Source organism: Kutzneria sp. 744, assembly GCF_000568255.1.
In the GTDB taxonomy this organism is placed as follows: Bacteria; Actinomycetota; Actinomycetes; order Mycobacteriales; family Pseudonocardiaceae; genus Kutzneria.
On the sequence record NZ_KK037166.1, the window covers coordinates 5319672 to 5332383 of the forward strand.

General features: G+C 71.0%; 15 protein-coding genes, 1 pseudogene and 2 riboswitches. Of the genes and pseudogenes, 6 read left to right on the plus strand and 10 right to left on the minus strand.

Annotated features, from left to right (window positions below; translation table 11 throughout):
* Both KUTG_RS61600 and KUTG_RS23820 read right to left on the minus strand, forming a co-directional pair.
* Window positions 1-217 (minus strand): annotated as a pseudogene (locus KUTG_RS61600) (hypothetical protein); the annotation flags it as partial.
* Entirely contained in the window at window positions 214-510 is a 297-nt protein-coding gene (locus KUTG_RS23820) for a DUF3263 domain-containing protein (RefSeq protein WP_043719692.1), read from the minus strand. The pseudogene KUTG_RS61600 and the gene KUTG_RS23820, both read right to left, overlap by 4 nt.
* Before the next feature lie 189 nt (window positions 511-699).
* On the opposite strand from KUTG_RS23820, the gene KUTG_RS23825 reads away from it, so the two are divergent.
* Both KUTG_RS23825 and KUTG_RS23830 read left to right on the plus strand, forming a co-directional pair.
* Complete coding sequence (locus KUTG_RS23825) at window positions 700-1284, plus strand: peptide deformylase (protein WP_043719694.1); 585 nt, start codon at window positions 700-702, stop codon at window positions 1282-1284.
* Between the two features lie 240 nt (window positions 1285-1524).
* Window positions 1525-2427, plus strand: coding sequence for a glycosyltransferase (locus tag KUTG_RS23830; protein ID WP_043719696.1), 903 nt, complete (start codon window positions 1525-1527; stop codon window positions 2425-2427).
* Here KUTG_RS23830 and KUTG_RS23835 read toward each other — a convergent pair.
* From KUTG_RS23835 to KUTG_RS23845, 3 genes are all read right to left on the minus strand, one after another.
* On the minus strand, window positions 2416-3369 hold the full coding sequence (locus tag KUTG_RS23835) for a quinone oxidoreductase family protein (protein WP_043719698.1): 954 nt from the start codon (window positions 3367-3369) through the stop codon (window positions 2416-2418). The two genes, KUTG_RS23830 and KUTG_RS23835, sit on opposite strands and share 12 nt — an antisense overlap.
* Window positions 3370-3416: 47 nt before the next feature.
* A complete protein-coding gene (locus KUTG_RS23840; RefSeq protein ID WP_198047289.1) occupies window positions 3417-4331 on the minus strand; it encodes an aldo/keto reductase in 915 nt (304 codons plus the stop codon).
* Window positions 4332-4517: 186 nt separating this feature from the next.
* Window positions 4518-5150, minus strand: coding sequence for a hypothetical protein (locus KUTG_RS23845; protein ID WP_052396657.1), 633 nt, complete (start codon window positions 5148-5150; stop codon window positions 4518-4520).
* Between the two features lie 68 nt (window positions 5151-5218).
* Window positions 5219-5349: riboswitch (TPP riboswitch) on the plus strand.
* Between KUTG_RS23845 and thiC the strand changes: the two genes are divergently transcribed.
* Both thiC and thiD read left to right on the plus strand, forming a co-directional pair.
* Window positions 5342-7006 carry a phosphomethylpyrimidine synthase ThiC gene (thiC, locus tag KUTG_RS23850; protein WP_043719705.1) on the plus strand — a complete coding sequence of 555 codons (1665 nt, stop codon included), beginning with the start codon at window positions 5342-5344 and terminating at the stop codon, window positions 7004-7006. Its footprint overlaps the riboswitch before it by 8 nt.
* Window positions 7003-7830 carry a bifunctional hydroxymethylpyrimidine kinase/phosphomethylpyrimidine kinase gene (gene thiD / locus KUTG_RS23855; protein WP_043719707.1) on the plus strand — a complete coding sequence of 276 codons (828 nt, stop codon included), beginning with the start codon at window positions 7003-7005 and terminating at the stop codon, window positions 7828-7830. The genes thiC and thiD overlap by 4 nt, the downstream gene beginning before the upstream one ends.
* Here the strand turns inward: thiD and KUTG_RS23860 are convergent.
* Window positions 7827-8210: a winged helix-turn-helix transcriptional regulator gene (locus tag KUTG_RS23860; RefSeq protein WP_198047290.1), complete on the minus strand. Its 384-nt coding sequence runs from the start codon at window positions 8208-8210 to the stop codon at window positions 7827-7829. The two genes, thiD and KUTG_RS23860, sit on opposite strands and share 4 nt — an antisense overlap.
* Before the next feature lie 96 nt (window positions 8211-8306).
* Between KUTG_RS23860 and KUTG_RS23865 the strand changes: the two genes are divergently transcribed.
* Window positions 8307-9245 carry an NADP-dependent oxidoreductase gene (locus tag KUTG_RS23865; protein WP_043719711.1) on the plus strand — a complete coding sequence of 313 codons (939 nt, stop codon included), beginning with the start codon at window positions 8307-8309 and terminating at the stop codon, window positions 9243-9245.
* Here KUTG_RS23865 and KUTG_RS23870 read toward each other — a convergent pair.
* The 4 genes from KUTG_RS23870 to thiO form a co-directional block, all read right to left on the minus strand.
* Entirely contained in the window at window positions 9225-9659 is a 435-nt protein-coding gene (locus tag KUTG_RS23870) for a MarR family winged helix-turn-helix transcriptional regulator (protein WP_043730419.1), read from the minus strand. The two genes, KUTG_RS23865 and KUTG_RS23870, sit on opposite strands and share 21 nt — an antisense overlap.
* 50 nt (window positions 9660-9709) lie before the next feature.
* On the minus strand, window positions 9710-10465 hold the full coding sequence (locus KUTG_RS23875; RefSeq protein WP_043719712.1) for a thiazole synthase: 756 nt from the start codon (window positions 10463-10465) through the stop codon (window positions 9710-9712).
* Window positions 10466-10468: 3 nt separating this feature from the next.
* Window positions 10469-10669 (minus strand): sulfur carrier protein ThiS, encoded by a 201-nt coding sequence (thiS, locus tag KUTG_RS23880; RefSeq protein WP_043719713.1) that lies wholly within the window; start codon window positions 10667-10669, stop codon window positions 10469-10471.
* A gap of 2 nt (window positions 10670-10671) precedes the next feature.
* On the minus strand, window positions 10672-11775 hold the full coding sequence (thiO, locus tag KUTG_RS23885; protein WP_043719718.1) for a glycine oxidase ThiO: 1104 nt from the start codon (window positions 11773-11775) through the stop codon (window positions 10672-10674).
* Window positions 11771-11880: riboswitch (TPP riboswitch) on the minus strand. Its footprint overlaps the gene before it by 5 nt.
* Before the next feature lie 19 nt (window positions 11881-11899).
* Between thiO and thiE the strand changes: the two genes are divergently transcribed.
* Window positions 11900-12547: a thiamine phosphate synthase gene (gene thiE / locus KUTG_RS23890; protein ID WP_043719723.1), complete on the plus strand. Its 648-nt coding sequence runs from the start codon at window positions 11900-11902 to the stop codon at window positions 12545-12547.
* Window positions 12548-12712 lie beyond the last annotated feature (165 nt).

A 12712-nucleotide genomic window follows, 5' to 3' on the forward strand; every position in this document is an offset into this window, starting at 1 on the left:
CCGCCGAGGTGGTGGTCGGCTTGGCCGGGCCGGAGGTGGTCGTGGTGGCCGGGGGCGGCGTGGTGGTGCTGGTGCCGCCGGCCTCGTTGCCCCCGCCGCCGAGCGGCAGCAGGCTGATGACGCCCATCACGAGCGCGATGGCGGCGACGACGAGCAGGACGATGCCGGCGATGCGGGCGGGCCGGGCCGGGCCGCCGGTGGGCTCCGGCGTGCTCATCGGGGCTCGAACCCCAGTCGGCGCGCGGCGCGGGCGCGTTGGCGGCCGGCGCGCAGCCGGCGCAGCCGCTTGATCAGCATGGGGTCGACCGCCATGGCTTCCTGCTTCTCGATCAGACCGTTGAGCACCTGGTAGTACCGGGTCGAGGACATGTCGAACAGCTCACGGATGGCCTGCTCCTTGGCCCCCGCGTACTTCCACCACTGGCGTTCGAACGCCAGGATGGCGTGTTCTCGTCGGGTCAGGCCGTCGGCAGGCTCTTCCACCTGCGTCATGGCCTTCACGGCGTCCATCTGGCTCCTCGCCCCTCACGGTCGCGGATCCCTGCGGTCGCAGGAATCACAGCCGTGTGATTCCCAGGCGACCATTCAATCACGTGATCTTGCTTCGGACCGTGCCCAGCCCCGGCGCGTCCCGATCCGGCAGAGCCTACCGACCACCCCTGACAATGATCTTGCCGAACCGGCCCCTAGGGTCGTCACATGGCGATTCACCCGATCCGCGTGGTGGGCGACCCGGTGCTGAGCGCCCCGACCCGCCCGATCACGGAATTCGACGACGAGCTGCGCACCCTGGTCTCCGACCTGTACGAGACGATGGCCGCCGCGCACGGCGTCGGGCTCGCGGCCAACCAGATCGGGGTCGACCGCCGGGTGTTCGTCTACGACTGCCCGGACGACGAGGGCGTGCGGCACAAGGGAGTTGTCGTCAACCCGGTGCTGACCACCTCGGAGCGGCCGGAGGGCATGCCCGACCCGGACGACGACTTCGAGGGCTGCCTGTCGGTGCCCGGCGAGACGTACCCGACGGGCCGGGCGACCTGGGCCAAGGTGACCGGCTTCGACGACAACGGCGAGCCCCTGGAGGTGGAGGGCACCGGCTTCTTCGCCCGCTGCCTGCAGCACGAGACCGACCACCTCGACGGCCTGCTCTACCTGGACCGACTGGTGGGCCGCAACGCCCGCGCGGCCAAGAAGATGGTCAAGCGCAACGGGTGGGGCGTGCCCGGCCTGTCCTGGGACCCGGCGGTGGAGCCCGACCCGTTCGCGGACGACGAGGACGAGTAGGCAGCCCGCGAGGTCGCGCCGGTCTCTGGACCGCAGGCTCAGCTCGATCGAGTCTTTTCATCGATCGAGCTGAGACAAGGGAAGAGACCGGATCAGAGCGACCTCGCCCCGCGCGGCACGCGCGGCAAAAGCACTGGACGACGGGGCGGTTCTGCGTGCCCGTTCGTTCGCCCCATTGATCCGGGCCGGGTGTACGGACGTCTTCCTTCCGTAGGGCGCCACACCTGGGGAGGCACAGTCATGGGCAGGGTCGTCGTCACGGCCACCACCTCGCACCGGCACGCGATGCGCACGATCGCGGCCACGTTGACCGATCGCGGCCACGAGGTGGAGCTGATCACCGGCCTTGAGCCGCCGACCGGGCGCGTGCTGGTCGACCAGCACCGGCGGCTGTGCCGGTTGCTGGCCGAGTCGGACGAGCCGACGGTGGTGGTCGGCGATGTGGCGTTCCAGGGCACATTGCCGCTCAGCTACGGCGCGCCCGGCCCGAAGCCGGTGGCGCTGATCCTGGTCGGCACCGAGCCGTATTCGCTGAGCAGCATCGACACCGCCCCGGCCGGGCTGGGCCTGCCGCCGGACCGCACGGCCGCCGGCCGCCAGCGCAATCGCCGGGCGTACGAGTACGTCCGGGACGCGCTGGGCGGCGTGCAGGAGGAGTTCGTGGCGGCCATGCGGTCGGTCGGCGTCACCCACGACCCGCTGCCGTTCGTGCTGGACGCGCCGGTGCTGGCGGCGGACCGGTTTCTCCAGTTGTCCGTGGAGGAACTGAGTTATCGCCGCAGCGACACGCCTTCGCACGTGCGTTTCGTCGGCACGCTGCCGTCGCGGAAGATCGCCGACGAGGTGGTGGTGAGCGACGGCGCCTTCGACACCGTGCAGCAGGCGTTGCGCAACGCCAGGCCGCTGGTGCTGACCGGTCGTTCGGCCGACCAGCTGGAGAGCAACACCCGGGCCGCGGCCACGGGGGCGGCGCTGTACCTGGCCACGGACAAGCCGTCGGAGGACGAGATCAAGAAGGCGGTGCGGATCGTCATGACCGATCCGACCTATCGGGGCAACGCCAAGCGGCTGGCCGCGGAGTACGCGCGGCTCGACGCGCTGGGCAGTATCGCCGACGCGGTGGCGTCGTATCTACGGCAGTAGCAGCAGCTTTCCCGTGGTGGCACGGGATTCCAGGTCGGCGTGGGCCTGGGCGGCGTCCTTCAGGGCGTAGCGGCCGCCGATGCGGGCGGTGACCTGCCCCTTGCCGACCATGGCGAACACCTCGTTGCTGCGGCGGATCAGCGCCTCCCGCGTCGGCACGTGGTCGGCGACGGCCGCGTAGGACAACAGGATGCTGTTGGGCAGATCCAGCGGCGTCAGCGTCGGCACGCCCATGAACGGTCCGTAGTAGACGTGCACGCCGTGGCGGCGCAGGGACAGCTGCGAGGAGCGGAAGGTCGGCGCGCCGCCGCCGTCGTAGACCACGTGGGCGCCCTCGCCGCCGGTCAGCTCGCGGATCTTGTCCTCGAAGCCGCCGCCGCTGGACACCAGCACGTGATCGGCCTCAGCCGCCGCGACCTTCTCCGGGCGGGACACCAGGCCGATGGACGTGCCGCCACGGGCCCTGATCATCTGGGTCAGCATCAGCCCGACGCCACCGGCCGCCGCGTGCACGACGGCGGTGTCGCCGGGCTTGATCGCGTACGTCTCGGTGGTGAAGTGGTTGGCGGTCAGCCCCTGCATCATCACCGCCGCCGCGGTCTCGTCGTCGAGGTCGTCGGGCAGCTTGACCAGCGACTCGGCCGGCGCGAGCACGAGCTCGGCGTAGCTGCCGGGCACGTAGAACCAGGCCACCCGGTCGCCGACGGCCAGGTCCTCGACACCGTCGCCGACGCTCACGATCCGGCCGGCGCCCTCGACGCCCAGCGTGACCGGGGCGCCCCAGCCGCCCATGCCGGTCTCCCGGGCGCCGACGTCCATGTAGTTCACGCCAATGGCCGAAGGGCGGACGACCGCCTGGCCCGGACCGGGCGCCGGATCGGGTCGCTCGGTCCAGGCCAGCACCTCGGGACCGCCGTGGCGGTCGATGTGAATTGTTCGCATGCCATCGAACTTAGGCGGCAAAAAATGGACCAGCAAGTACAGAAAACTCAGCCCAGCAGGCGCTGCACCTCGGCCAGCTCGTCCGGCTTCAACGGCCCGAACTCCAGCGCGCCGACGTTCTCCTCGACCTGGGCCACCGTGCGGCAGCCGGGGATCGGCACGGCCCGCTCGCACCGCGCCCAGATCCACGCCAGCGCGCCCTGCGTCAGCGTGCGACCGCCCGAGGTCAGCACCTCGCGGACGGCCTCCACCCGCTCGACGAACGCGGGCGTCGGCTTGCCGTCACGGAAGAACTGCATCCAACCCGGCACCTTGTTCCGCACGTCGTCGTCCGGCAGAGACGCCGAGGCCCAGTCGCGGCCGGTCAGCAGCCCCATCGCCAGCGGGCCCCGGCACAGCATCGTCAGGTCGTGGTCCTCCAGCACCGGATACATGTCCGGCCGGTCGTGCAGCACGTTCATCTCCGCCTGCACGTACGAGCCGAACGTCTTGGCGCGCTCGGGGTCGTCCGTGCTCCACCCGTACGCCCTGATCAGCCCCTCCAGGACCAGGTCGTCGAGGGCATCGCGCAGCTCCGCGGCCTGATTGAACGGCAGGTCGCCGAGGTGCAGCTGGTAGATGTCCACGTGGTCGGTGCGCAGCCGACGCAGCGACTCCGTCAGCGCCTTGCGCATGTAGGCCACGGAGCCGTCGCCGCCGGTCATCTGCCGGGTGGCGGGGTCGAACACATTGCCCCACTTGGTGGCGATGCGGATCTCGTCCCGCCGGCCGGCGAACACCTGGCCCAGCAGCTCCTCGGCGTGCCCGGTGCCGTACACGTCGGCGGTGTCGAACAGGGTCACCCCCAGCTCCACGGCCCGCCGCAGCGCCCTCGCCGACTCCTCGTCGTCCGTCGGCCCCCAGCCGACCGCCTGCGCGCCGTCGAAGAACGGCCCGCCCATAGCCCAGGTCCCGATGCCCATGTTCGCCATGGAGCTGATCCAACTAGCTGGAGCGCGCTCCAGGTCAAGCGACATGCGGGTTCGCCGCCGGTGCCTGGACCGCGGGCAGTTGCCGATCGAGTCTGTTCATCGATCGGCAACTGCCAAGGGAAGGCACCGGCCTCGTGGGCGAACCCGCCCCGCGCGGCACGCGCGGCATGGGCACGGTCAACTTTCTTTTCGCCAGGGCACGCTGGGCAGCCCGGCCAGCTCGCGCAGCGACCGGCAGCGCACCAGCTCGTCGTACCGCTCGGCCAGCACATGGGCCCGGATCCGCTGGGCCTGCGAGGTCGTCGGCAGCTCCCCGAGCAGCAGGAACGGCATGGTCAGCCGCCAGCCCTGGACCACCGTCTCCCGTTGCCGGTGCGGCGAGCGCAGCACCATCCGGGCCACCCGCATGGCGTGCTCGTTGCCGGTCATCCGGGTCGGATAGCCCATGTGGTCCCAGGCCCAGCGGTTCTCGTCGGCCACCCGGCAGCGCAGGCAGGGCAGGTCGCCGGTGCCCAGTTCCGCGCCGCAGGCCGGGCAGCGCGTCAGCGTCATGGCCACGTCGGTGCAGGTCCACGGCAGCTTGCCGACCTCCTCCAGCAGCACCAGCTCGGCCAGCTCCAGCTCCGGGATGCCGGAGACCTCGACCAGGGGCCGCCAGTCCAGCGTCCAGAACTGGTCGACCAGTTCCGCGCACACCAGGCACGAGGGATAGCCGCGGCCGGCCAACTCGCCGCAGGCCGGGCAGTCGATGACCGTCGTCGGTCGGACCGCCCGTCGAGCGCCGGGTGGAAACGGTTGATCGTCTGCCACCGGCACAAGGTACGCGAAGCGAGGCTGGCAGGAAGCGGCCGCATTCGCTAGCGTCGGGAGCCGACAACTGAACACACCGCGGGAGCTCGCGCCACAAGCGGGCTGAGAGGGCGGCTGGATCGACTTTTCGATCCGGTGCCGCCGACCGCCTGAACCTGTACTGGGTAATGCCAGCGTAGGGAGGAATCGCCATGACGTCCCTTGACGACCGCGTCCGGCCCACTGTGACCACCGGTCCCATCCAGGGTTCTCACAAGGTCTATGTGGACGGCCCGGACGGTGTTGGATTCGATGGGGTCCGGGTGCCCATGCGCCGCGTCGAGCTCACCAACGGCGAACACCTTGACCTGTACGACACCTCCGGCCCGTACACCGACGACACCGCGGTGATCGACGTCCAGAGTGGACTGTCCAAGCTGCGGGAGCCGTGGGTGGCCGAGCGGGAGCCGGTCAACGGCGCGGTGACGCAGCTGGCCTACGCCAAGGCCGGCATCATCACCAAGGAGATGGCCTACTGCGCCGCCCGCGAGGGCGTCGACCCCGAGCTCGTGCGCAGCGAGGTCGCCATCGGCCGGGCCGTGATCCCGGTCAACCGCAACCATCCCGAGTCCGAGCCGGCCATCATCGGCAAGAAGTTCCTGGTCAAGATCAACGCCAACATGGGCAACTCGGCCGTCTCCTCGTCCATCGAGGAGGAGGTGGACAAGATGGTGTGGGCCACCCGCTGGGGCGCCGACACCATCATGGACCTGTCCACCGGCAAGCGGATCCACGAGACGCGGGAGTGGATCCTGCGCAACTCGCCGGTCCCGGTCGGCACCGTCCCGATCTACCAGGCGCTGGAGAAGGTGAACGGGGATCCGACCGAGCTGTCCTGGGAGATCTACCGGGACACCGTGATCGAGCAGTGCGAGCAGGGCGTCGACTACATGACCGTGCACGCCGGCGTGCTGCTGCGGTACGTGCCGCTGACCGCCAAGCGGGTCACCGGCATCGTGTCCCGCGGCGGCTCGATCATGGCCGCCTGGTGCCTCGCGCACCACCAGGAGAGCTTCCTCTACACCAACTTCGAGGAACTCTGCGACATCCTGCGGGCCTACGACGTCACCTTCTCGCTGGGCGACGGGCTGCGCCCGGGGTCCATCGCGGACGCCAACGACGCGGCCCAGTTCGCCGAGCTGCGCACCCTCGGCGAGCTCACGCACATCGCCCGCGCGAAGGACGTGCAGGTGATGATCGAGGGCCCCGGCCACGTGCCGATGCACAAGATCGTGGAGAACGTGCGGCTGGAGGAGGAGCTCTGCGGCGAGGCGCCGTTCTACACGCTCGGCCCGCTGGCCACCGACATCGCGCCGGCCTACGACCACATCACCTCGGCCATCGGCGCCGCGCAGATCGCCTGGGCCGGCACCGCGATGCTCTGCTACGTCACGCCCAAGGAGCACCTCGGCCTGCCCAACCGGGACGACGTGAAGGTCGGCGTGATCACGTACAAGATCGCGGCCCACTCGGCCGACCTGGCCAAGGGGCACCCCAAGGCCCAGGAGCGGGACGACGCGCTGTCCAAGGCCCGCTTCGAGTTCCGCTGGACCGACCAGTTCAACCTGTCGCTCGACCCCGACACCGCGCGGTCCTACCACGACGAGACGCTGCCGGTCGAAGCCGCCAAGACCGCGCACTTCTGCTCCATGTGCGGGCCCAAGTTCTGCTCGATGCGCATCACCCAGGACGTGCGCAAGTACGCTGAGGAGCACAACTTGTCCTCTGTGGAAGCGATCGAGGCGGGAATGGCGGAGATGTCGCAGGAGTTCTCGGCGCACGGCAAGCAGGTCTACCTACCGGTAGTGGAGTCGTGAACTCGACTCCCCCACGGGCTTTGACCATCGCCGGCACCGATTCCGGCGGTGGGGCGGGGGTGCACGCCGACTGCCGCACGTTCTTCGCCTGCGGCGTGCACGCCACCACCGCGGTCACCGCGGTCACCGTGCAGAACTCGGTCGGGGTCTCGGGTTTCCACGAGATCCCGCCCGAGGTGGTGGCCGCGCAGATCGAGGCGGTGGTCACCGATATCGGTGTCACGGCGGCAAAAACCGGCATGCTGGCGTCGGCGGCGATCATCGAGGCGGTCGCCGCCGCGTGCGACAAGGTGGGCATCGGGCGGGCGCGGAAGATCCCGTTCGTGGTCGACCCGGTGTCGGCGTCCATGCACGGCGACCAGCTGCTGCACGACAATGCCTTGGCGGGACTGAAGAATCTGCTGTTTCCGCGAGCATCGCTCGTCACGCCGAATCTCGACGAGGTGCGGCTGCTGACCGGTATCGACGTGACGCGCCGGGACCAGATGCTCGACGCGGCCAAGGCGATGTTCGACTTCGGGCCGCAGTGGGTGTTGATCAAGGCCGGACATCTGCGGGCCGACCCGGAGTGCGTGGACATCCTGTACGACGGCGTGGCCGTGATCGAGCTGCCCGGGCCGCGCTTCGACGTCAAGGACACGCACGGCAGCGGCGACACCCTGGCCTCGTCGATCACCTCGGCCCTGGCCAAGGGCGCGACCATGCCGGCCGCCGTCGAGTTCGGCAAGCGCTTCATCGTGCAGGCCGTGAAGAACGCCTACCCCCTGGGCGCGGGCGTCGGCCCCGTGTCGAACTTCTGGCGGCTGTCGGACGACCGCTTCTAAACGGGCTGCGGCGCGGCCTCCTGGGCCGCGTCGTAGGCCTGGCGGGCCTGCCGGATCTCGTCGAAGTTGGCGCTGGTCCAGTTGTTCAGGGCGATCAGGTGGGTGCTGATGCTCGCGCCGAGCGGGGTGAGCGCGTACTCCACGCTGGGCGGCGTGGTCGGGTAGACCTTGCGCGTGATCAGGCCGTCCCGCTCCAGGCTGCGCAGGTTCTGGGTGAGCACCTTGGGCGTGATGCCGGCCACCTCGCGGCGCAGCTCGCCGAACCGGTGCGGCCTGACCGCCAGCCGGCCGATCACCAGCGCGGTCCACTTGTTGGCCACCAGATCGAGCACGTCCCGGCAGGGGCAGGCGCGAAGGTACACGTCCCAGGCAGTATCCATCAGGTACCTACTTTACAAATTAGTGCGTACTAGCGGATGTGTACCGCCGCCCCCAGGATGACTGAGTCATCGTTGGATGGGAAGGGACCGATCGAGATGCGAGTCGTGCGCCAGACCGAGCTGGGCGGACCGGACGTGCTCAAGGTGGTCGAGGTCGAGCGACCCGAGCCGGGGCCGACGGAGATCGAGGTGCGGGTGCACGCGGCCGGCGTGAACCCGGTGGACTGGAAGACCCGCGAGCACGGCGTGTTCCTCGGCACGCCGCCGTTCGTGCTGGGCTGGGACGTCGCCGGCACGGTCGAACGCGTCGGCTTCGGGGTCAGCTGGCTCAAGCCGGGCGACGAGGTGCTGGGCATGCCGCTGTTCCCGAAGCAGGCCGGCGGCTACGGCGAGTACGTCGTCGCCCCGTCGCGGCACTTCGTGCGCAAGCCGGCCGACCTCGGCGTTTTCGAGGCCGCCGCGCTGCCCCTGGCCGGGCTGACGGCGTGGCAGGCGCTGGTCGACGACGCCAGGGTTCAGCCCGGGCAGAAGGTGCTCGTGCACGCCGCGGCCGGCGGCGTGGGCCACCTGGCGGTGCAGATCGCCAAGGCCCACGGCGCCTACGTCTACGGCACGGCCCGCACACTCAAGCACGACTTCCTGCGGGGCATCGGCGTGGACGAGCCGATCGACTACACCACCACCGACTTCACCCAGGTCGCCAAGGACGTGGACGTGGTGTTCGACCTGGTCGGCGGCGACAACGCGCTGCGCTCCGTGGACGTGCTCAAGCCAGGCGGCACCGTGTTCGCGGTGCCCGGCGGCGTCGACGACGCGCTGGCGGCCAAGGCCGCCGAGCTCGGCGTCCGCGCCACCGGCATCCTCGTCGAGCCGGACCAGCGCGGTCTGCTGGCCCTGCTCGACCTGATCGCCGACGGCAAGCTGACCGTCCACGTCGACCAGGTGCTCCCGCTGGCCGAGGCCGGCAAGGCGCACGAGATCGGCGCGTCCAACCAGCTCACCGGCAAGCTGGTGCTAGAGGTCCTCGGACACTAGGGCCTCCAGCGCCGGCACGGCGGCGGCCAGCGCGGTCCGCTGCTCCTCGGTCAGCCGCTCCAGCCGGTTGTGCAACTCGTGCAGCCGCTCGGAGCGGACCCCGGCCATGATCCGCTCGCCCTCCGGCGTGGCCCGCACCAGCGACGCGCGGCCGTCCTGCGGGTCGGCCTCCCGCATCACGTAGCCGGACTCCACCAGCGCGGCGATGATCCGGGACAGCGTCGGCGGGGCCACCCCCTCCCGCGCGGCCAGGTCGCCCAGCCGCATCGGCCCCTTGTAGGCCAGCGTGGCCAGGGCCGAGATCGAGCCCTGGCCGAGGCCGGGGGACCCGCTGCGGCGCAGGATCCGGGACAACCGGCCGACCGCCAGGTACAGCCGCGTGGTCTCGTCGACCGTAGCCGCCGTCGTCGACATCGCCACGACACTCACTCCTCGGGTTGGTGGCACCTCTCGTTCATGATGACTCAACGAGCCGGGGAGGAGGCCTGCGCCCAGAAGCGTTGCGGAATTCTCCCCGCAAGTAGGGCCGAACGGCCTGCTTCCACTGCCCCACGCATCGCCGCCGCCATGCGCTCCGGGTCCTGCGCCCGGGTGACGGCCGTGGCCAGCAGCACGGCCGAGCAGCCCAACTCCATGGCCTGGGCGGCGTCGGAGGCGGTGCCGATGCCGGCGTCGAGGATCACCGGCACGCTCGCTCGGGAGACGATCAGCTCGATGTTGTGCGGGTTGCGGATGCCGAGACCGGTGCCGATGGGGGAACCCAGCGGCATCACGGCGGCGCAGCCCACCTCCTCCAGCCGCAGCGCCAGCACCGGGTCGTCGTTGGTGTAGGGCAGCACCACGAAGCCGTCGTCGACCAGCTGCTGGGCGGCGTCGAGCAGCTCCACGGAGTCCGGCAGCAGGGTCCGGTCGTCGGCGACGACCTCCAGCTTCACCCAGTTGGTCTCCAGGGCCTCCCGGGCCAGCCGGGCCGTGAGCACCGCCTCCGCCGCCGTCCGGCAGCCCGCGGTGTTCGGCAGCGGCTCGATTCCCAGGCGTCGCAACAGGTCCAGCACACCCGTGCCGCCGGCGGCGTCCATCCGCCGCATGGCGACGGTGGTCAGCTCGGTGCCGGCGGCCAGCAGCGCCCGCTCCAGCACAGCCAGGTTGGCCGCGCCGCCGGTGCCCATGACCAGGCGCGAGCCGAACTCGCGGTCGGCGATGACAAACGGATCGTCCACGCTTCAGCCTCCCTGCACCGCGGTGAGCACCTCGATGGCGCCGCCGGCCTCGATCACCGTCTCCGCCCAGTCGGCGCGCGGCACGACCTCGCCGTCCAGCGCCACCGCGATGCCCTGCGGCGGGGCGGCGATGGCGGCGAGCGCGTCGGCGACGGTGGCCCCGTCGGCCAGTTCGCGCTCGGTCCCGTTGACCACGACCAGCACTTTCAGCCTCCCCCGTTGGAAACGGCGAGCAGTCGGCCCGGCTCGGCGGCCCGCGCCGGCTCCGGGGGTTCACGGCCGGCCAGCAGGTCGACCACCGCCTCCGCGGTGATCGGGGCGAGCAGGATGCCGTTGCGGTGATGGCCCGTCGCGGCCAGCACACCCGGCTCCAGCCAACCCAGCAGCGGCAGGTTGTCGGGGCTGCCGGGGCGCAGGCCGGCGGCGCATTCCACCACCGCGTACTCGCCGATCCCCGGCAGCACGCGTTCGGCGTCGCGCAGCAGATCCCGCACGCCGCTGACCGTCACCTCGGTGTCGAAGCCCGCTTCGTACTGGGTCGCGCCCAGCACCAGGCCGCGGCCGTCCCTCGGCACCAGGTAGACCTGCCGGCCCTCGACCAGGGCCCGGACCGTTCGTTTCGGCGGATCAAGGGCCCCGTCGCGGGCTTTCAGCCGCAGCACCTCGCCCTTGACCGGCCGGATGACCTTGGCCAGCCCTTCGTACAGGCCCCCGCTCCAGGCGCCGGCGGCCAACACCACGACATCGCAGTCCACGGTGGATCCGTTGGCCAGCAGCACTTCGCCGGCGCTGACGCTGGTCGCGGCGACCGCGATCGGCTGCGTGCCGGCTTCCACCGCCGCCTTGCGCAGCGCCGACAGCAGCACCCTGTTGTCCACGGCCAGGTCCCCGGGCACCAACAGTCCACTTCGGACGGACGTGCCGAGCGAGGGCTCCAGCCGCCGGGCCTCGCGGGCGTTGACCTTCTCGACCTCGCGGCCCAGGCGGCCCAGGAAGTCGGCGACCCCGTCGAGCTCCTCCCGATCGGCCGCGTCAACCGCGACGACCAGGGTTCCCTCTTTGCGTAGGCCACCGTTCTTTTCCAGTCTGGCGGCGAAATCCGGCCAGCGGTCCAGCGACGCGCTGCCCAGGGCCAGCACGTGCTCCTCGCCCGGCCACGCCTCCGTGACCGGCGCGAGCATGCCGCCCGCCACCCAGGACGCGCCCGAACCCGGCGCGGCATCGATCAGCTGGACCTGGTGGCCCGCCTCGGCGGCCGCCCAGGCGACCGACAGACCGACGACCCCACCACCGACAACGGCGATCTTCACGACACATCACGCTCCCTGCGCCGGCATGACCCGGATCAGGTTCGACGGTCAGAGCTGGCAAGCTCCCTCTCAGCCCGGTTCCTCCAGGCTCCCGTGCGGACCACTGGGTTCTACCGTAGCACCCGTGCCAGCACTGGATGGAGATCAGATCAGGAAGCGGCTCGCCGACGCACGGCTGTACCTGTGCACCGACGCCCGCACCGGAACCGGCGACCTCGCCGAGTTCGTCCACGCCGCCCTCGCCGGCGGCGTGGACATCGTGCAGCTGCGGGACAAGGGCATGGAGGCCCGTCACGAGCTCGCGGCGCTGGAAGTGATCGCCGAGGCCTGCGCCCGCCACGGGGCCCTGCTGTCGGTCAACGACCGCGCCGACATCGCCGTCGCGGCCGGGGCCGACGTCCTGCACCTCGGCCAGGACGACCTGCCCGTGCCGTTGGCCCGCCGCATCGCCGGCGACGACATCGCCATCGGCCGGTCCACCCACGACTTCGCGCAGGCCGACGCCGCCGCCGCGGAGGCCGGCGTGGACTACTTCTGCACGGGCCCCTGTTGGCCGACACCCACCAAGCCCGGTCGGCCGGCGCCAGGGCTGGATCTGGTGCGCCATGTGACATCGGAGCGGCCTTGGTTCGCCATCGGCGGCATCGACCTGCCCCGCCTGGACGAGGTCCTGGCCGCCGGGGCGCGACGGATCGTGGTCGTTCGGGCCATCACGGCGGCGGAGGACCCCCGCGCCGCCGCCCAGGCCCTGAAGGCCCGACTAGGCGAGTAGTCGCGAGGCCCCGCCGGTGCTTCGCACGGTTGCTGGATTTCGGCCGCCGCCAACCGACGCAACCGACCGCTCAGCCGACGCGGCGGTCGAAATCCAGCAAAGGCGAGGCACCGGCCCTGAAGGGGCCGAGCCCCGCGCGGAACGCGCGGCAAAGAGCAGCCCCGG